This window comes from Haloechinothrix salitolerans (genome assembly GCF_042662605.1).
Classification (GTDB): Bacteria; Actinomycetota; Actinomycetes; order Mycobacteriales; family Pseudonocardiaceae; genus Haloechinothrix_A; species Haloechinothrix_A salitolerans.
On record NZ_JBHSXX010000001.1, the window covers coordinates 235,723 to 255,046 of the forward strand.

At 65.7% G+C, this 19,324-nt stretch carries 16 protein-coding genes; 4 read left to right on the forward strand and 12 right to left on the reverse strand.

Annotation, left to right across the window (positions count from 1 at the left end; all coding sequences use genetic code 11):
- Positions 1-3: 3 nt before the first annotated feature.
- The 4 genes from pyrE to clpB all read right to left on the reverse strand — a co-directional run bounded on the left by pyrE (position 4) and on the right by clpB (position 4,944).
- Positions 4-552, reverse strand: coding sequence for an orotate phosphoribosyltransferase (gene pyrE / locus ACFQGD_RS01075; RefSeq protein ID WP_345392478.1), 549 nt, complete (start codon positions 550-552; stop codon positions 4-6).
- A 52-nt stretch (positions 553-604) separates the two neighbouring features.
- The gene (locus ACFQGD_RS01080) at positions 605-1,378 is read right to left on the reverse strand and encodes an SDR family NAD(P)-dependent oxidoreductase (RefSeq protein WP_345392354.1); all 774 of its coding nucleotides are present in this window, start codon (positions 1,376-1,378) and stop codon (positions 605-607) included.
- A 5-nt stretch (positions 1,379-1,383) separates the two neighbouring features.
- Positions 1,384-2,112: a type III secretion system chaperone family protein gene (locus ACFQGD_RS01085; protein ID WP_345392357.1), complete on the reverse strand. Its 729-nt coding sequence runs from the start codon at positions 2,110-2,112 to the stop codon at positions 1,384-1,386.
- A gap of 231 nt (positions 2,113-2,343) precedes the next feature.
- The gene (gene clpB, locus ACFQGD_RS01090) at positions 2,344-4,944 is read right to left on the reverse strand and encodes an ATP-dependent chaperone ClpB (protein WP_345392360.1); all 2,601 of its coding nucleotides are present in this window, start codon (positions 4,942-4,944) and stop codon (positions 2,344-2,346) included.
- Between the two features lie 236 nt (positions 4,945-5,180).
- Between clpB and ACFQGD_RS01095 the strand changes: the two genes are divergently transcribed.
- Together ACFQGD_RS01095 and ACFQGD_RS01100 are read left to right on the forward strand one after the other, a co-directional pair.
- On the forward strand, positions 5,181-6,797 hold the full coding sequence (locus ACFQGD_RS01095) for an alanine/glycine:cation symporter family protein (RefSeq protein ID WP_390183404.1): 1,617 nt from the start codon (positions 5,181-5,183) through the stop codon (positions 6,795-6,797).
- Between the two features lie 149 nt (positions 6,798-6,946).
- A complete protein-coding gene (locus ACFQGD_RS01100) occupies positions 6,947-8,125 on the forward strand; it encodes an FAD-binding oxidoreductase (RefSeq protein WP_345392363.1) in 1,179 nt (392 codons plus the stop codon).
- Here ACFQGD_RS01100 and ACFQGD_RS01105 read toward each other — a convergent pair.
- Complete coding sequence (locus ACFQGD_RS01105) at positions 8,101-9,057, reverse strand: pyridoxamine 5'-phosphate oxidase family protein (protein WP_345392366.1); 957 nt, start codon at positions 9,055-9,057, stop codon at positions 8,101-8,103. The genes ACFQGD_RS01100 and ACFQGD_RS01105 overlap by 25 nt on opposite strands.
- Before the next feature lie 326 nt (positions 9,058-9,383).
- Here ACFQGD_RS01105 and ACFQGD_RS01110 point away from each other — a divergent pair, with 326 nt between their 5' ends.
- Complete coding sequence (locus tag ACFQGD_RS01110) at positions 9,384-10,562, forward strand: globin domain-containing protein (RefSeq protein WP_345392369.1); 1,179 nt, start codon at positions 9,384-9,386, stop codon at positions 10,560-10,562.
- 1,921 nt (positions 10,563-12,483) lie between these two features.
- On the opposite strand, the gene ACFQGD_RS01115 is transcribed toward ACFQGD_RS01110, so the two are convergent.
- From ACFQGD_RS01115 to ACFQGD_RS01135, 5 genes are all read right to left on the reverse strand, one after another.
- The gene (locus tag ACFQGD_RS01115; protein ID WP_345392371.1) at positions 12,484-12,936 is read right to left on the reverse strand and encodes a heat shock protein transcriptional repressor HspR; all 453 of its coding nucleotides are present in this window, start codon (positions 12,934-12,936) and stop codon (positions 12,484-12,486) included.
- On the reverse strand, positions 12,936-14,123 hold the full coding sequence (gene dnaJ, locus ACFQGD_RS01120; RefSeq protein WP_345392373.1) for a molecular chaperone DnaJ: 1,188 nt from the start codon (positions 14,121-14,123) through the stop codon (positions 12,936-12,938). The genes ACFQGD_RS01115 and dnaJ overlap by 1 nt, the downstream gene beginning before the upstream one ends.
- Before the next feature lie 19 nt (positions 14,124-14,142).
- Positions 14,143-14,835: a nucleotide exchange factor GrpE gene (gene grpE, locus ACFQGD_RS01125; RefSeq protein WP_345392375.1), complete on the reverse strand. Its 693-nt coding sequence runs from the start codon at positions 14,833-14,835 to the stop codon at positions 14,143-14,145.
- A complete protein-coding gene (gene dnaK / locus ACFQGD_RS01130) occupies positions 14,832-16,700 on the reverse strand; it encodes a molecular chaperone DnaK (RefSeq protein ID WP_390221000.1) in 1,869 nt (622 codons plus the stop codon). The genes grpE and dnaK overlap by 4 nt, the downstream gene beginning before the upstream one ends.
- Positions 16,701-16,866: 166 nt before the next feature.
- Entirely contained in the window at positions 16,867-17,583 is a 717-nt protein-coding gene (locus tag ACFQGD_RS01135) for a DUF4097 family beta strand repeat-containing protein (RefSeq protein WP_345389423.1), read from the reverse strand.
- A 195-nt stretch (positions 17,584-17,778) separates the two neighbouring features.
- On the opposite strand from ACFQGD_RS01135, the gene ACFQGD_RS01140 reads away from it, so the two are divergent.
- Positions 17,779-18,318: a YbhB/YbcL family Raf kinase inhibitor-like protein gene (locus ACFQGD_RS01140; protein ID WP_345389426.1), complete on the forward strand. Its 540-nt coding sequence runs from the start codon at positions 17,779-17,781 to the stop codon at positions 18,316-18,318.
- A 41-nt stretch (positions 18,319-18,359) separates the two neighbouring features.
- On the opposite strand, the gene ACFQGD_RS01145 is transcribed toward ACFQGD_RS01140, so the two are convergent.
- Both ACFQGD_RS01145 and ACFQGD_RS01150 read right to left on the reverse strand, forming a co-directional pair.
- Complete coding sequence (locus ACFQGD_RS01145; RefSeq protein WP_345389429.1) at positions 18,360-18,953, reverse strand: TetR/AcrR family transcriptional regulator; 594 nt, start codon at positions 18,951-18,953, stop codon at positions 18,360-18,362.
- The gene (locus ACFQGD_RS01150; protein ID WP_345389432.1) at positions 18,950-19,279 is read right to left on the reverse strand and encodes a DMT family transporter; all 330 of its coding nucleotides are present in this window, start codon (positions 19,277-19,279) and stop codon (positions 18,950-18,952) included. The genes ACFQGD_RS01145 and ACFQGD_RS01150 overlap by 4 nt, the downstream gene beginning before the upstream one ends.
- Positions 19,280-19,324: the final 45 nt, after the last annotated feature.

The window sequence follows — 19,324 nt, forward strand, 5'->3', positions numbered from 1 at the left end:
GTCTCAGGACAACCCGAGGTCGTCGAGCCCAAGCAGTGCTCGGTAGCGCAGGCCGTGCGCTTCTATGGCTTCGCGCGCGCCGGTGTCGCGGTCGACGATCGTGGCGACGCCGACGACCGACGCACCCGCCGCTTCCAGCGCGTCGACGGCGGTGAGCACGCTGCCTCCCGTCGTCGAGGTGTCCTCCACGGCGAGCACCTGTTGCCCAGACACCTCGATGCCCTCGATGCGGCGCTGCATCCCGTGGGTCTTGGCCGACTTCCGGACGACGAACGCGTCCAGCACCACCCCGTCCGCCGCGGCCGAGTGCATCATCGCGCAGGCGACCGGATCCGCGCCGAGCGTGAGCCCGCCAGCGGCGACGTAGTCCCAGTCGGACGTGAGCTGCCGCAGCAACGTGCCAATCAGCGGCGCCGCGGCGTGGTGCAGGGTCGCGCGCCGCATGTCGACGTAGTAGTCGGCCTCTACCCCGGAAGAGAGGGTGACCTTGCCGGAGACGACGGCGAGCTCGGTGACGAGTCGGGCCAGCTCGGTCTTGGCCGCGAGGTCGATCGCACTTCGTGATTCCGGGGCGTTTACCACGCGGACGAGCCTCTCTATCCGATCAGGTGCGGTTGCGTCGAGCAGCGAGTTTACCCGTCAGTGTCCGGAGCACCGGTGGCGGCAACAGCCTGCCAACTCCAACGATGGCCTGCCAGCGTTTGCCGGGAATCGAGATCGTCTTGCCGCGCTCCAGGTCGTGCAGGCAGTCGCGCACGACGCGCTCGGCGTCCAGCCAGAGCGCGTCGGGGATGCCAGCGGTGTCGTCACCGGATCGGGCGTGGAACTCCGTCCGGGTGAAGCCGGGGCACAGCGCGAGCATCCGTACTCCCGTGCCGGTCAGCGACGCCGACATGCCCTCGGTGAACGCGGTGACCCACGCCTTCGTCGCGCCGTACGCAGCGCCCGTGCCAGGAAAGAACCCAGCCACGCTGGACACGTTGACGACCGAGCCGCTGCCGCGCTCGACCATGCCTGGCAGCGCGGCGTGGGTCAGCCTGAGCACGCTCGCGACGTTGACGTCAAGCTGCGACTGCAACCTATCCACAGCCGTATCGGCGAATCTGCCATTGAGGCCGAAGCCCGCGTTGTTCACCAGGACGTCGACCGAACGCGTGCGCAGGACGTCCTCGACGGAGCGCCGCTGCTCGCTGTCGGACAGGTCGGCGGGCAGCACTTCGACGTCCACCCCGTAGCGCGCCGACAAGGCGGCCTCATGCGCTTTGAGCCGGTCGACATCGCGAGCCACGGCGATCAGGTCGTGTCCCCGCGCGGCGAGCTGGCGGGCGAACTCGGCGCCGATCCCCGCCGTCGCTCCCGTGATCAAGGCGGTAGGCATGCGGACTAGCCTATGTCGCCGTGCGGCTTCTCATGCATGTGGTCGACGTGTCGGACACCTTCGGGCGGGTCCTGCCACACGTGTTTGCCGCCTTCGTCCTCTTCGGCCGGATCGATGATGTCCGCGATCTCGCCGACGTCGCGCAGCAGTCGCTCCAAACGGGACGGTCCGGCGTTCGGCGACACGGCGGCGAGCACCCAGTCGTGCTCCATCCACACCACGCTGACGTCGCCGCCCAGCTCGTTCGCCGCGTCGATCAGCAGCTGCGAGATCACCGACCGCGCGGCCTCGACGTCGTCGGTAAAGGCGTAGCGCTGTCCGGCCGGACCGAGTAGATCGGGCATCTCGGAGCGCTGGAACGGCACGCTCGCAAGCCACAGCTCAAGCAGCACCGGGAACGCCTTGCCACAGCGCACCGCGACCACCGACGCCGGGATCTGCCGATTGGCCTCGATGTCGAACACGTACACCGAGCGGCGGCCCTCGCTGGTGAACGTCGTGCCAGCGACGACGTTGACAGCGGCCTCAGCCCGGTAGTAGCCCATGGCACCTTCGGTCCAGTGGCTCACCATGCGGGCGTCTTCCTCGGCGAACTGCCAACCGCGCAGGTCTGCCCAGCGCAGCCGCTCACGGTTGCGCGAGCCTTCGCGGGCGCGGTCGACCGCGAGCAACGCCAGCCCCGTCACCAGAGCGATGAAGGCGATGAGAAACCACATCCACGCCGGTATACCCACGTGGAACACCCTATCGTCTGATGTCACGTGGTCACGTCAACCGCGCCGAGGCGTGCCCCGGACGGGCGCCGAGACCGGCCGCGCGGGGCGAGTTGATCACGTCTACTCGCGTTGTTGCGCGAATATGACCGTTTTGCACGGTTTTCCGAACAACAACGCGAGTAGGCCCGATCAACTTCGGGCTGCCGGGGACGCCGAGCGCGGCTGTACCCGGCGTCCCGGCCACCACCGTCAGCCCCGGCTCACCTCCAGCGCGTCGGCGGCGGCACCGGCGGCGGGGACGTCGACGCGTACCGTGTCGCCGTCCCGGATGTCGCCGGACAGCAGCGACTTCGCCAGCTGGTCGCCGATCGCGGACTGCACCAGCCGACGCAGCGGACGTGCGCCGTAGATCGGGTCGAACCCGTTCACGGCCAGCCACTCCCGAGCGGCATCCGAGACGTCGAGCGTGAGCCGCCGCTGCGCCAGCCGCTCCCCGAGCCGCGCCACCTGGATGTCCACGATGGCCGCGAGCTGCTCGGTGCCGAGCGAGTGGAACACGACGATGTCGTCCAGCCGGTTCAGGAACTCCGGCTTGAAGTGCTGCCGCACGACCGACATCACCGCATCGGAGCGCTGCGACTCCTCCAGCGAGGCATCGGCGATGGCCTGCGACCCGAGGTTCGACGTCAGGATCAGGATGGTGTTGCGGAAGTCCACCGTGCGGCCCTGGCCGTCGGTGAGGCGACCATCATCGAGCACCTGCAACAGCACGTCGAAGACGTCCTGATGCGCCTTCTCCACCTCGTCGAGTAGCACGACCGTGTATGGCCTGCGCCGCACCGCCTCGGTGAGCTGCCCGCCCTGGTCGTAGCCGACGTAGCCGGGCGGCGCGCCGACCAGCCGGGCGACGCTGTGCTTTTCACTGTATTCGCTCATGTCGATGCGCATCATGGCGCGTTCGTCGTCGAACAAGAACTCCGCGAGCGCTTTGGCCAGCTCGGTCTTGCCGACACCGGTTGGGCCGAGGAACAGGAACGATCCGGTCGGCCGGTCGGGATCAGCCACCCCGGCGCGCGCCCTGCGCACCGCGTCGGACACCGCCATGACCGCCTCGGACTGCCCGACGACGCGCTTGCCCAGGTCCTCTTCCATTCGCAGCAGCTTGCCGGTCTCGCCCTCAAGCAGCCTGCCAGCGGGGATGCCGGTCCACGCACTGACGACGTCGGCGACGTCGTCAGCCCCGACCTCTTCCTTGAGCATGACCTGCTGGTCGGGCGCGGAGGCGGTGTCCTGCTCCGCGACCTCGAGCTCCTTCTCCAGCGCGGGGATCTTGCCGTAGCGCAGCTCGGCGGCGCGGCCGAGATCGGCGTCGCGCTCGGCCCGCTCCGCCTCGCCGCGCAGCTGCTCCAGCTGCTCCTTGAGGTCGCGGATCTTGTCGATGGAGCTCTTCTCGTTCTGCCAGCGTGCCGTCAGCGCGGACAGTTCCTCGCGCTTCTCAGCCAGCTCGCCGCGCAGCGCGACCAGCCGCTCACGCGAGCCGGGATCGTCCTCCTTCTCGAGGGCCATCTCCTCGATCTCGAGACGACGCACCGCGCGCTCCACTTCATCGATCTCCACCGGCCGGGAGTCGATCTCCATGCGCAGCCGGGACGCCGCCTCGTCGACGAGGTCGATCGCCTTGTCCGGCAGGAACCGCGCCGTGATGTAGCGGTCGGACAGCGTGGCGGCGGCGACGAGCGCCGCGTCGGTGATGCGGACACCGTGGTGCACTTCGTAGCGCTCCTTGAGTCCGCGCAGGATGCCGATGGTGTCCTCGGCCGAGGGCTCGCCGACCAGCACCTGCTGGAAGCGGCGCTCCAGCGCGGCGTCCTTCTCGATGTGGCCGCGGTACTCGTCCAGCGTCGTCGCGCCGACCATCCGCAGCTCACCGCGCGCCAGCATCGGCTTGATCATGTTGCCGGCGTCCATCGCGCCTTCGCCGGTCGCGCCCGCGCCGACGATGGTGTGCAGCTCATCGATGAACGTGATGATCTGGCCAGCCGAGTCGGTGATCTCCTTGAGCACGGCCTTGAGGCGTTCCTCGAACTCGCCCCGATACTTCGCGCCAGCGACCATCGAGCCAAGGTCGAGTGCGACGACGCGTTTGCCGCGCAGCGACTCCGGCACGTCCCCCGCCACGATGCGCTGGGCGAGCCCCTCGACGATGGCGGTCTTGCCGACGCCGGGCTCCCCGATCAGCACGGGGTTGTTCTTCGTGCGCCGCGACAGCACCTGGACGACGCGGCGGATCTCGGTGTCTCGACCGATGACCGGGTCGAGGTCGCCCTTGCGAGCCCGCTCGGTGAGGTCGACGCCGTACTTCTCCAGCGCCTGGTAGGTGCCTTCGGGGTCCGGGCTCGTCACCCGCGCGGACCCGCGCACCTTGGTGAACGCCTCCCGCAGCGCCTCCGGCGTGGCGTTGTGCCGCTTGAGCAGGTCGGCGACCTGACCGCCTTCCGAAGCCAGGCCGACGAGCAGGTGTTCGGTGGAGACGTACTCGTCCCCCAGTTCGGTAGCGAGCTGCTGCGCCTTGGTCAACGCCTTGAGCGCATACGCGTCGAACTGCGGTGTCGCCACGGTGGCGCCGGTCGCGGTCGGCAGCGACCGCGTGATCGGCTCCAGCTCCGCGTGCACCTGCGCCGGGTCGGCTCCCACGGCGGTGAGTAGCGGCCCGGCGATGCCATCGCCCTGGGCCAGCAGCGCGCCGAGCAGGTGTGCCGACGTCACGTCGGGGTTACCCGCCACCGTCGCCGCCTGCGCCGCGGACGAGATGGCTTGCTGCGTCTTGGTTGTCGGGTTGAAAGCGTCCATCCCTTGCCCGTTTCCTTGTGGTAGCTGCTCATAACGAGGGTGCACCATGGTCGGTGTCCTCGCTGGTGAGTTGGTCTCGCTAAGAACAACGTCAGGAAAGTTGAGCTTGTTCCACTCAACTTTACCGTGACGGGTGTGACCTCCGCGTTACGGCTCTTCCGACCAAAAGACGTATTTCGCTCGCGGGGGAAGCTGGGGCTTGTGCGGCAGCGGATCTTGGGGTCAACTTTCTCTCCATGCCAACAAGCACACACTCAGTGATCACGAGTCACTCGGATGGGGTTCCATGGGTCCTCGCTCAGGAGGACGTCGAAGGCGCCCAGAGTGAGCTGCTATCGACTGTCGAAGAGAAGATTGACTCGGTATTCGCGCCAATCGCGGACGGGCTGGGCAACTTCGTCTTCGCCGAGGTCCCGATCTTCGGGACGAACTTCCCCTGGATCGTCGGCTGGCTTGTCGTCGCGGGGTTGATCTTCAGTATCTACTTCGGATTCATCCAGTTCCGAGCTTTCAAGCTCGCGACGGAGGTGGTGCGCGGCAAGTACACGCGCGATGACGAACCGGGCGAGATCACGCACTTCCAGGCGCTGTCATCGGCGTTATCTGGCACCGTTGGACTTGGCAACATCGCGGGTGTCGGTGTCGCTGTCACCATCGGTGGTGCCGGTGCCACCTTCTGGATGATCCTCGTTGGTCTGCTCGGCATGGTCACCAAGTTCGTGGAATGCACCCTCGGTGTGAAGTACCGGGAGATCCACGAGGATGGCACCGTGTCCGGTGGGCCGATGCACTACCTGCGCAAAGGCTTCGCCGAGCGCATCCCGGGCAATGCCGGGAAGATCCTCGGCACCGGCCTCGCGGGCCTCGTCGCCGTGGGTATCCTGTTCTTCGGCATCGGTGGCGGGAACATGTTCCAGGCCAACCAGTCGATGGCGCAGCTCCGTCGCGTCACTGGTGGCGAGGACAGCCCGCTCACCAACGATGGCGCCGGTCTGATCTTCGGCATCATCCTCGCCGTGATCGTCGGCGCGGTGATCTGGGGCGGCATCAAGTCGATCGGCCGGGTGACCAGCCGCCTCGTGCCGTCGATGGCCATCATCTACATCGCGGCTTGCGCGATCGTCATCCTGTTCAACATCCCGTCGGTGCCAGGCGCGATTGGCGAGATCCTCTCCGGCGCGTTCACTGGTGAGGGGGTCGTCGGTGGTGTGATCGGTGCGATCATCCAGGGCCTGCGGCGTGCCACGTTCTCCAACGAGGCCGGTCTCGGTTCCGCGCCGATCGCGCACTCCGCGGTCAAGACGAAGTACCCGGCCACCGAGGGGCTCGTCGCACTGCTCGAGCCGTTCATCGACACCGTTGTCGTGTGCACCATGACGGCGTTGACGATCACCATCGCCAGTAGCCAGTACTGGAACGAGTCGAAGGAAGCCCTCGTCGCGGCTGACCTCGCAGGCGAGGAGGCGCCCAGCATCCCCGGTGTCGAGGTGACATCGAGTGCGTTCGAGACGGCGCTGCCTGGCTTCCAGTACGTGCTCGCCGTCGCGGTGTTGCTGTTCGCGATCTCCACGATGATCACTTGGGCGTACTACGGACAGAAGGCGTGGACGTTCCTGTTCGGCAAGAGCAACACCAGTGAGAACGCCTACCGTGCCGTGTTCTGCACGTTCATCATCGTCGGCTCCGTTGTGCAGTTCAGCGACGTGCTCGCGTTCACCGACGCGGTCATGTTCCTTCTGGCATTGTTCAACGTGATCGGGCTCTACCTGCTGGCACCAGTTGTCAAGCGGGAGCTCAAGCACTACCTCGGTGGGCTGCGGACCGGCGAGATCGAGGAAGTGGAGCGGGTCTGACCCGGTAACCCTGATAAGTCGATTGGGCAAGACGAGTGATCCCGCCCGGTGAAACGGGCGGGATCACTCGTGTTTGGGGCTAGGGTTACGGCTACGCTGCCTGAGACCCAGGCGTGTCCCTATTACACCCCGCGTCCAGTTAGAGACTTATGAGCCCACCCGACGCCGTCAGCCCTGTCCCGCGTGGATCAGCGGCACGCAAGGCGCCGCCCGAGGTCACCGCGATGGTGCGGCTCATTTCGGATACCTGGGCGCGGGCGGAGCCGTACCTGCCCGAGATGTCCCAGACGTTCTACGGGCTGTTGTTCACCCTCGCGCCCGACACTCGCGAGCTGTTCCCGATCAACGTCGAGGTGCGCAGGGGCAAGCTGATGCGCGCCATCGCGCGCGTGGTGCAGATGGTCGATCGGCCGGACGACCTGGTGCCGTTCCTCACCCAACTCGGTCGCGACTACCGCAAGTTCGCCGTCGAGACTCGCCACTACGAAGCCATCGGTACCGCCATGCTCGCCGCGTTGCGGGACCAGCTTGGGGACGCATGGACCCCAGACGTCGAACGCGCGTGGGCGGAGGGTTACACGATCGTCGCGCGGTCGATGCAGGAAGCGGCGGCGTCCGACCCAAGTCCCGCCCTGCTCAGCGCCACCGTGACCGATCACCGCAGGCTGAGCTGGGACCTCGCGCTCGTGCGGATCGAGCCGGACGCGCAGGTGTCGTATCGGGCGGGTCAGTACATGAGCGTCGAGATTCCGCAGCGTCCCCGGCTATGGCGTTACCTCTCGCCAGCCAACGCACCCCGCGACGACGGCTCGCTGGAGTTCCACGTGCGCGCCGTCGATGGTGGCTGGGTCAGCAGGGCCATCGTCAGCCACACCCAGCCGGGCGACATCTGGCATCTCGGGCCGCCGCTCGGCAGGCTCAGCGTTGACCGAGGGTCAGGTAGGGACGTCTTGATGATCGCGGGTGGCACCGGGAGCGCCCCGCTGCGCGCGTTGGTGGACGACCTCGCACGCTGGGGCAAGAATCCCAACGTCACGATGTTCTTTGGCGGTAGGACCGCTGACGATGTCTACGAACTGGAGAGCCTGCGCGCGCTTGAGTCGGTGAACCCGTGGTTCACCGTCGTGCCCGTCGTGGAAAGCGGCGGCGGTATCCCCGGTGCCGAGCAGGGCACGCTCGCCGAAGTCGTCACCAAGCGCGGGGCATGGCCGGAGCACGACGTCCTCGTGTCCGGCTCACCATCGATGATCAAGGCGACGGTATCGCGGTTACTGGTCGCGGGCACCAGCCTGGATCAGATCGCCTACGACCCGTTCACCCTTGACTGATACGCGGGAGCTCGCTCGGCCGCTTCGCGCTCCGCCTTGCGGGCCTTGCGGACGCCGAAGTAGTCCCCACCCTTTCGTTTGACGTCATCGGTGCCCCACGCCTGGTCAGCGTCGGCGTGGATCATGCGCGGGATGTGCTTGCGGCAGTGGATGTATGCCTCGTCGATCTCGACAAGCACCCACCGCTCCGGCCTCCTGCCGCGCTCCGTCTCCTCGGGAATGCCGTCGAACTCGGCGCGCATCGCGTCGTCGTCCACGATCATCGCCCTGCCGTTGATGTGCAGACCGATCCGGTCGCGCACGAAGTCGAGCAGCAGGATGCCGACGTGCGGGTTCTCGCTGATGTTGCCGAGGCTGGCCATGACGCCGTTGCCTCGGTACTCCGGGTAGGCGACGTGGCTCCGGTCGAGCACCTGGATGAAGCCGGGCGGTCCGAAGCGCGGCGAGCAGTCCGCCTCGCCCTTGGCGTCCGACGTCGCGATGAACGCCATCTCCATCCGGTCGATGAAGTCGATCATCTCGTCGTTGAGCGCGTCGCACACCTGGTCCTGGTAGAAGCGCTCCGCGCGGGTGCGGGTGCCATACGTGACCTGCAACAGGTGCTCGCCGTCCGAGCCGGGCAGGTCGGTGTCGGTGTCCGTGGCGGGGTCCTCCGGCGCAGGCGGCACCGCACGCCAAGTGACGGGCGGCGCGGTCCAGGTCTCCGACGGCTTCGGCGCGGGCTGTGCGCTGCGTCCTGCACTCGGGACGCCGTGTCCTGCACTCCCGACACCGTGTTCGACACTCGGGGTCGCGCCGTTCTGCCGCGTGCCGTTGCGCGGGACGACGTCGCGTTCACCGGCGTCGTGCTTGCCGCGCCGGTGCTTCGGTGTGGGCGGAGTCTCCGGTGGGACGTCGTCGGTCGGGTTCGGGGTCAGATCCATCCGTGACATGCGTGCGAGCCGGAGCGAATGTTTCACCTGCGGTCCAGACGATCTCGGGGTACGGGTGGGGACGGGGCTGCCGACCGACAAGTCTGACACGACAGGGGGCCAATTCCTACCCCTCGTATTGCCGGTACCACGGAGTGACAATGGTCCGTTACCGCAGGAAGTCGACCTCGTACGCAACGCAGTTTGCACCAGTTGGCCGAACCACACTGCCTTTTTTTCGTGCAGAATCAGGTTACTCTCGATTGGGTGACAAACCAGCGGGGTCGCGGTCAGTGCGGCCTCGTACACCTACGACTACCCTGCGATCGTGGAGAAGCCTCGCACAGATGACAGTGAACGCCGTGCTCGACGAGCCAGAGGAGCCATCGGGCTCCAGTAGCGCACGACAGCGCGACGCTGAGCGGGTTGTCGGCATCATCAGGGAGAGCTTCTCCAAGATCGAGCACAACGCGGAAGGGCTGTCACGTCAGTTCTACGCGTTGTTGTTCGCCATCGCGCCCGACACGCGGGACATGTTCCCGGCCAACATGGAGGTGCAGCGCAGCAGGCTGCTGCGCGCGCTGGTGCACATCGTGCAGATGGTGGACCGACCCCAGGAGCTGACACCGTTCCTGCGCCAACTAGGCCGTGATCATCGTAAGTTCGGCGTTGTCACCAGGCACTACGAGTCGGTCGGCACCGCGCTACTTGGGGCGCTGCGGCATTACGCGGGCGACGACTGGACCGAAGAGGTCGAACGCGCGTGGGCGGACGCCTTCGCGATTATCGCGGGCGCCATGCAGGAGGGGTCCGCGTCGGATGACGGGCCCGCCTGGTGGAACGCGGAGGTTATTGATCACACGCGGCTCGACTGGGAGACCGCGCTGATCCGGGTTCGGCCTGACCGGACCATTCCGTTCTACACCGGCCAGTACGTAAGCATCGAGAGCCCGCAGCGTCCCCGGCTGTGGCGCTACCTGTCGCCTGCCAACGCACCTCGCGAGGACGGATCACTGGACTTCCATGTCCGCGCGGTCGACGGCGGCTGGGTAAGCAGAGCCTTGGTCGGTTACACGCGGCTTGGCGACGTCTGGAAGATCGGATCCCCGCTTGGGAACCTCTGGGCCAACCCGAAGGCCGACCGCGACTTGCTGCTCGTCGGTGGTGGCACCGGCATCGCTCCGCTGCTGGGCGTGATCGACGAGCTCAGCGGCAGGGACACCCGGCCGTACGTGACGATGTTCTTCGGTGGCCGCAAGGTGGATGACCTGTACTACTTGAACGAGTTGCGGGCGCTTGCCGAGCGCCACTCCTGGCTGACGGTTGTGCCTGTCACCGAGGACGGTTCCGCCGAAGGTGGCGAGAAGGGTCAGCTCGCGGAGGTCGTCACCGGTCACGGGGCCTGGCGCGACCATGACGTGCTGGTCTCCGGCTCCCCCGGCATGATTCGCTCGACGGTCTCCCGGATGCTCGTCGCGGGCACCACCTTCGACCAGATCTCCTACGACTCGTTCACCACGGACTGACAACGCGGGCGAGCGTCTGGCTCACACCACTGTGAGTCAGACGCTCGTATCCCAGTTTCGTTGCAGGACACCGGGCAGCTCAGGGTGCCCCGTAGTCCGCAGGCCATTCGTGATCGGCGAAACAGTTGTTTCGGATCATGAAAGCTTCTGCCGTTTGAGATTCGTAGGTATTGCCCGATGTGTCCGCGTATTTCACTTTAATTCGCTTTATAAGGCTCGATGTTCCTTCCGGCTTGACCCCGACAGAAATGGTCCATACGTTTCCTGGTTCTAGCACTTCACCGGAAGCCTCTACCCCATTCTGCCACGCCAGGCTCGAATCGTTCGTGTTTGGTGGGTAAGGGCCACCAACCACTGTGTTCGGCACCCGACTAGGGTTCTCGGACGGCCACCTCGCGATCTCTGCGCCGACTAGTTTGACCTGCTTCGGCTCGACAAGTTCGATTTCCGTTATTGTTATCGGTTGGTCGCCGATCGATTTTATTCCTTGGATGGGGAGCGAAATTGCTGGATTGCCTCTTTGTGATTTGAGGCATGTCCATCCCTGAAGTGAGTCAGAGTCGTCTCCCGGAACAACAAGTGGTTTCGGTTGCCCACTTGTGCACGCTGTCAGCGCAACTGTGACCAATCCCGCAAGAGTCAGGAGGTAGAGACTTCGTAGGACGAGCAATGTATTACGAATTCTGAATTACAAACGCGCCTGGGCGTTCGTATGCCGGATGGGCCAGCGTGCCACACATAGCTTTCCTCGAAGTCATGAAGTCGAATTTCACAGTTGAGGCAGTCGAATACCCGGTCCTGGTGGAAAGGTTTATTCCGATTGTAGAAGCTAGTTTTGCGCCCCCGGCCCAAGTCCTAGCATAGCCGGTTTCCTTAGCATGGTAGGAGCCGGGTAGGTATCTGGCGCATCTTGATTGCGGTTGCCTCGCCCGTTTTGACGCATCTCTATTGTATGTACCTGCGATGCTGCCGTATGCGGTAGCTTTAACGGTGCTGCTTACCCAATAGCCGTAACAGTTATACCTGCTGTACTTACTGAAGGGGCGCTCCGTGTAAAAATGCTTGTAGGTGTATCGGCCGTACCTGGGGAAGCCAAGCGTGTCGTCAGATGAGCGCATTACCGTTCCGCTCGCTTCGTATCCGCTACCTGAATCCACGCCTACACCGATTTCGCTGTTCGCGCTTGTCTTATGTATGATCCTTCCCCATACTCCCTTAGTTCTAATGAAGAGCGATCCTACATTTGTGCGTTTTGGTCCCAGGTTGCTCCCTTGGGCGAAAGTCGACGTTTGGGAATCGGTAGACAGCGCTCGGATTTGTGCTGGGTCCGCAGAAGTAGAGCCTTTAACCGGTTGAAGTGTCAGATCAAGTTTTCCGGGTAGTGTGGACAGCGGGCTCGAGGCACCGTTAGAATTTGGAGAGATCAATCCCTGGATCAGCTTTCAGCGCGTAACGACCATCTGACGATGTCGTCGTCCGGCCTATAGGCGTTAGGTGAAAATTTCCGCCGTCTTTGACCCTCTCCATCTCCGCTTGTCCTGGCCAGGCCAGTAACCGTACAGAAGCTCCCGATGCTGGTTGCTGCTCAGTATTGAATACTTTTCCTGCGGTGATGATGGGAGTGGTAAGTGAATCAGAGTCTGCTACTTTTGTTTCAATTCGTTGTTCCTCTTGCGCGCATTGTGTATCTATAGTGATTCAAACTGGCGTCGGAGCGCGGACGCGCCGCTGCCACTCGGTGTCGCGTCCGGCTTTCCCGTCGAGTCGATCAACTTCTTGCGGGCTGTGATCACGAGCACTGGTCGAACGAGCTTGTCGCGCTCTCAGAGTTGAACGCTGCGACGCCGACCGCGATGCACCCGGTGTTCCGGCGTCGCCGGCTAAAACGCAACACGACGTCGAGAACAGGGGACACACGACGCTAGAAACGGCGGCGCTTGGGCTTCCAGACGACTAGCGCTGTCTCCCTGCGCATGGGGACGAGCTCCTTGCGGTAGGAGGCGTGGACGGCAGCGGCGGCCTGCTCGGCTGCCGCGTAGGCCGCCGCCAGTTCCTCCGTCAACTCAGCCACCTTCGACCGGAGCGCGTCGACCTCGCTTTCGAGCTCGATGATCCGCTTGATGCCCGCGAGGTTGACGCCGTCCTCCTGCGACAGCCGCTGCACCTCGCGGAGCAGCGCGATGTCGCGCATCGAGTAGCGACGACCACCGCCGGCCGTCCTTCCTGGCGAGACCAGCCCCATCCGGTCGTACGTGCGCAATGTCTGTGCGTGCAGGCCGGACAGTTCCGCGGCGACGGAGATCACGAACATCGGTGTTGTCTCGTCCGTCCCGTGGGGCAGACCGCCGAAACCGTTCGGGAAGCGCAGCGACATCATCGCTCCTTCAGCAGCTTAGTGATCTCCGGCCGCGGGTCATGCTTCTTGATCTTCTCGGCGTACTCGCGCAGCGCCGTCTCGGCGTCGTCAGGCAGATGGTCCGGTACGGTGACCTGCAACGTCACCAGCAGGTCACCGGTCGTACCGTCCCGCTTGCTTATGCCTTTGCCGCGCACTCGCAGCACCTTGCCGCTGTTGGTGCCAGCGGGCACCTTCACGGACACCTTGCCGTCGAGCGTCGGCACGCTGATCGTGGCGCCGAGTGCGAGTTCGGTGAACTCCACCGGCACGGTGATGGTCAGGTTGTTACCGGACCGCCCGAAGATCGGGTGCGGCGTGACATGCACCCGCACATAGAGGTCGCCCGCGGTCGCGCCGCCTCTGCCGGGTTCGCCTTGCCCGGCGAGCCTGATCCGCTGGTCGTTATCGACGCCGGGCGGGATGCGAACGGTCAGGGTGCGAGTCCGGGTGCTGACGCCGTCACCGCCGCACTCCTGGCAGGGGTTGTCGATGATCGCGCCCCGCCCCCGGCAGTCGCGGCAAGGTTCGGAGAACGCGAACGCGCCCTGACTGGAGTTGATCAGCCCGGCGCCGCCGCAGGTCGTACACGTGCGCGGTGAGGTGCCAGGCTTGGCGCCCGACCCCGCACAGGTGCCGCACGTGGCGGGGCTGGAAAGCCGCAGCGGCAGGGTCGCTCCCTTGACCGCCTCCGCGAAGTCGATCCTGATGTCGGTCTCGACGTCGGAGCCACGCTGCGCCGCGGTCGCACCGGCACCAGCCGCCCCGCGCCTGCCGAACAGCCCGCCGAGGATGTCGCCGAGGCCGCCCATGCCGCCAGGCTGGCCACCCGCGCCAGCGCCGAACAGGTCACCGAAGTCGAACCCGCCAGCGCCACCACCGCCTGGGAAGCCGAAACCACCCGCGCCGCCACCCGTGCCGGCACCGGAGCCGAACAGCGCACGTGCCTCGTCGTACTCCTTGCGTTTGGCGGGGTCGGACAGCACGCCGTAGGCCTCTGAAACGGCCTTGAACTTCTTCTCGGCCTCGGGGTTGCCGGGGTTGGCGTCGGGATGGTTCTCCCGCGCCAGCTTCCGGTACGCCTTCTTGATCTCCTCCGTCGACGCGTCGGAGGAGACGCCCAGCTCACGGTAGAAATCCTTGCCGAGCCACTCACGAGCGGTCACCGGACGTCTCCTCCCTTCGTCAGTTGTTGTCTTCTCGTGCTGGTGGTTCAGCCGGTTCGGCCGGGTCCACCAGCGTCTCCGGTCGCTCCTCCTGCTCGGGTTCGTGGTCGGTCACCGCGACCATCGCTGGCCGCAGCACTCGGTCGCCGAACTTGTACCCGCGTCGCAGCACCGTCGTCACCGTCGGCTCCGAGACGTCGGGGGAAGTGCTGTGCTGCACCGCCTCGTGCACGCTCGGGTCGAACGGCTCACCCTGCGAGCCAAACGACTCGAGTCCGGCGCGCTGCAGTGTCCCGACCAACTTGTCCGCGACCGCCTTGAACGCGCCGTTGAGGTCGCCGTGCTGCTCCGCGCGCTCGATGTCGTCCAGCAACGGCAGCAGCTCGTTCGCGAGTGACGCCTTGGCCGCCATGGTGTTAGCGACCTTGTCCCGGTCGACGCGCTTGCGGTAGTTGGCGTACTCGGCCTGCACGCGCTGCAGGTCCGCGGTGCGTTCCGCGAGCTCCTTCTCTACGTCAGAGGCCGGTGTCACCGCGTCGTCGACGATCTCCCCGCCCGCGGGCGGTCCTGAGCCGTCCGCGGGTCGGGGGGCGTCCTCGACGATCGGTTCTTCACGGAGCTCGCCCGTCTCGGGATCAATCTTGCGACGGTCCCGCACGATCACTGGCTCCTCCGGCCTGACGCCTTCGCCTTCCTCGTAGTTCCCACTCACTTCTTGTCGCCCTCGGACTTGTCCTCGTCAACGATCTCGGCATCAACGACGTCGTCCGCGCCAGCGTCACCAGACGCGCCGCCGGCGGCGCCGGCGTCACCGGCCGCGCCAGCCGTCGCGTCCTGCTGGTCCGCGTACATCGAGGAGCCCATGGCCTGCGACTCCTGCGTCAGCTTCTCCATCGCGGACTGGATGGCGGCGGTGTCGGTGCCCTTCAGCGCCTCGTTGAGCTCGCTGACCGCGTCGTTGACCTTGGTCTTGACCTCGTCAGGCAACTTGTCCTCGTTCTCCTTGACGAACTTCTCCGTCTGGTAAGCGAGGGTTTCGGCCTGGTTGCGGGTCTCGGCCTCTTCGCGACGTTTCCGGTCTTCCTCAGCGTGGGCCTCGGCATCCTTGACCATCCGGTCGATGTCTTCCTGCGGTAGCGCGGAACCACCGGTGATCTTGATGCTCTGTTCCTTGCCCGTGCCGAGATCCTTCGCGGTCACGTGCACGATGCCGTTGGCGTCGATGTCGAAGCCGACCTCGATCTGCGGCACACCGCGCGGTGCGGGCGGAATACCGGTCAGCTCAAAGCTGCCCAGCTTCTTGTTGTGCGCCGCGATCTCGCGCTCACCCTGGAACACCTGGATCTGCACCGACGGCTGGTTGTCGTCGGCCGTCGAGAAGATCTCCGAACGGTTGGTCGGGATCGTGGTGTTGCGCTCGATGAGCTTGGTGAACACGCCGCCCTTGGTCTCGATACCCAGCGACAGCGGGGTGACGTCGAGCAGCAGGACATCCTTCACCTCGCCCTTGAGCACACCGGCCTGCAGCGCCGCGCCGACGGCGACGACCTCGTCCGGGTTGACGCCCTTGTTCGGCTCCTGGCCGCCGGTCAGCTCCTTGACCAAGTCCACAACCGCGGGCATGCGGGTGGAACCACCGACGAGCACGACGTGGTCGATGTCGCCGACGGAGATGCCCGCGTCCTTGATCACGTTGTGGAACGGCGACTTCGTGCGGTCCAGCAGGTCCTGCGTGATCTTCTGGAACTCGGCGCGCGAGAGCGTCTCGTCGAGGAACAGCGGGTTCTTGTCCGCGTCGACAGTGATGTAGGGCAGGTTGATGTTGGTCGTCGACGAGCTGGACAGCTCGACCTTGGCCTTCTCGGCGGCCTCCTTGATGCGCTGCAGCGCCATCCGGTCCTTGGTCAGGTCGATGCCGTGCGATGCCTTGAACTTGTCCACCAGCCAGTCGACGATGCGCTGGTCCCAGTCGTCACCACCGAGGTGGTTGTCACCGCTGGTCGCACGCACCTCGACGACGCCCTCACCGAGCTCGAGCAGCGAGACGTCGAAGGTGCCACCACCGAGGTCGAAGACCAGGATGGTCTGCTCTTTCTCGCCCTTGTCGAGGCCGTAGGCGAGCGCGGCCGATGTCGGCTCGTTGACGATGCGCAGCACGTTGAGGCCCGCGATCTGGCCGGCTTCCTTGGTGGCTTGGCGCTGGGCGTCCTCGAAGTACGCGGGGACGGTGATTACCGCGTCGGTGACCTCCTCGCCGAGGTAGGCCTCCGCGTCGCGCTTGAGCTTCATCAGCACCCGGGCGCTGATCTCCTGCGGGGTGTAGTTCTTCCCGTCGATCTCGGTCTTCCAGTCGGTGCCCATGTGCCGCTTGACCGACCGGATGGTGCGGTCCGAGTTCGTCACCGCCTGGTTCTTGGCGGGCTGACCGGTAAGCACCTCGCCGTTCTTGGCGAAGGCGACGATGGACGGGGTGGTACGGGAACCCTCGGAGTTGGCGATGACCGTCGGCTCGCCACCTTCGAGGACAGCGACGACCGAGTTGGTCGTCCCGAGGTCGATGCCGACCGTTCGCGCCATGGGTGGTCCTCCTGTGTCTAGCTGGGATCTTGCGTCTAGGTTGAGTACGTCTGACTCAAGTTCTATCCGGACTGCTTCGTCCGCGTCAACTCAGACTTGAGTGATTCACACTCAACCTCGCTGCCCGTACAACGGGTGGGGGTGCGGTGTTGTTCCCAGGCGCGGCTCAGCCAGCGCGGATGACCAGGTTCCCGCTGTCGACATCGAACTCCATCAGGTGCTCGGAGTCTGGGTCGGTGGGGACGTCGATCTCCTCGTTGCCGGAGTCGACGTTCGACGTCACCCGGTACGGCACGTCCGGCACGGTCAGTTCGATGTTGCCGGAGTCGATATCCGCGGTCACGTCGGGCGGCTCGACGAAGGTCAGTTCGACGTTGCCGGAGTCGACGTCGGCGTCGAGCGAACCGACCAGGCCCGTCCCGGACACGCTGCCGGAGTCCACGTCGAGCTGGACTGGACCGTCGACGTCGGTGAGCACGACGTCACCGCTGTTGACCTTCAGGTCCGCCTCGGCGATGCCTTCCAGGTCGACAGAGCCGGAGTCCACCTTGCCATCGACTGTGGTGTCAAGCGGCACGACGACCTCGTAGCTGACGTCGCATTGCCAGCCGCAGTCGTCGAGGTTCAGGATGCCGTCCCGCACCTCGAACGCGGTGTCCGGTTCGCCCCAGTGGTACCGGTACTCCTGGTGCACCGTGGTGGCGTCAACGTCGGCCGCGCGGATGCTGATGCCGCCGCTGTCGTTGTCGATCTCCACGTGACGCACGGGTTCGTTGATCGTGTCGTCCGCCGAGGCCGTCGACGGATTCCACCAGCCGGTCGCGATCACCACCGCGATGCCGAGAAACACGACGCCCGCGATCGCCCTGCCCGTTCGAGACACCACGCCCTCCGTTCGAGATCCCTGTGTGGACGACGTTAGGGCTAGGCCCTACCCCGGCACATCAGGGACAACCCCCAGAAACGCCCGGAGCGGACCCTGGCGCGCCTACCACAGCGAAAGCGTCTTTCAGCGCGGCCTACTAGCCTCGCAGTCGGACGACTTTCCGTAGCCAAACCTCGAATCCCAGGAGGACTCATGGCACAGCCACCCAACCCGTACGACTTCCTGCCGCAGGTGCCATCGTTCACCCTGCGCAGCAACGACATCGCCGAGGGCGAGACGTTGGCGACGCCGCACCTGTCCGGCATCTTCGGTGCTGGCGGCGAGGATCGGTCGCCGCACCTGGCGTGGAGCGATTTCCCCGCCGAGACCAAGAGCTTCGCCGTCACCTGCTTCGACCCGGACGCCCCGACCGCCAGCGGCTTCTGGCACTGGGCCGTCTGCAACATCCCGGTGACCACGACGGAATTGCCTTCGGGTGCCGGTGACGCTAGCGGCTCCGGCCTCCCCGCGGGGGCGGTCACGCTGAAGACCGATGGCGGTGTGCGGCAGTACCTCGGTGCCGCGCCGCCTCCCGGCCACGGTCCGCACCGCTACATCTTCGCGGTGCACGCGCTGTCCGCAGACAAGCTGGACGTCGACGAGAACGCCACTCCCGCCTTCCTCGGCTTCAACATGTTTGGCACGACGCTCGCGCGGGCGACGATCACCCCCATCTACGAGAACAAGGGCTGAGCACCACCAGCCGCCCGGGAGCCACGACCCTCCCGGGCGGCTCACCGTGGCTTGAGTAGGTACTCCACCACCGGGCGCAGCTCATCGGCGGTCGGCGGTTCGTCGTCGATCAGGCCCTGGATCAACAGCCCGTCGATACCGGCGAGAAACACGCGGAAGGCGACCTCGTCGTCGTGGCGCACCATCGACGTCAAGACGTCCAGCCAGCGCCGGGCGGCGGGGCGCAGCGCGGGACGTCGTGAGGCCAGCAGGTACAGCTCGTACTCCGCCATCGTTCGCCCGCGCCGGGGTCCCAACGCCTCCGCGAGCAGGGCGGACACCTCGTCGGCCGCACTCGGACCGCTGCTCAGTTCCGACGACCGGCGCAGGCCCTCGCGCGAGCGCGCGCGGTCGATCATCCAGTACACCTCGGTCGCCATGTCCCGCGCGCACGAGATGAGTGTGGCGATCAGCAAGTCGTCAAGCGTGGCGAAGTGGTACGTCGTGGACGCCGTTGGAATGCCAGCCTCGCGCGCGACCGTCCGATGTGTGACGCCCGCGACGCCGTCCCGCTCGATCACCCGCAGCGTGGCGTCGATGATCTCCCGACGACGTCGTTCGCCGCGCGCCTTGCGGCCGTCCGTTTGCACACTCACTGCGGCGCCCTTCCCAGTTCGAGCAACACGACGCCGCCGACGACCATGGCGAGCCCGATTACCATCGGCATGGTCAGCTGTTCCTTGAAGAACACCACACCGACGGTCGCGATCAACGCGATCCCGAACGCTGCCCAGATGGCGTAGGCGACCCCGACCGGAACGCCGAGTTTGAGCACCTGCCCGAGCGCGGCGAAGGCAAGCAGGTAGCTGCCGACCACCACCACGGAGGGCCAGAGCCGGGTGAAACCCTCGGACAGCTTCAGCGCGGTCGTGCCAACGACCTCGAGCACGATGGCCACGGCGAGAAGCAGGTAGGCGGCCATTGGCAGCTCCTCCCAGTAACACTGTGTCGTTCCACACTACCTGAA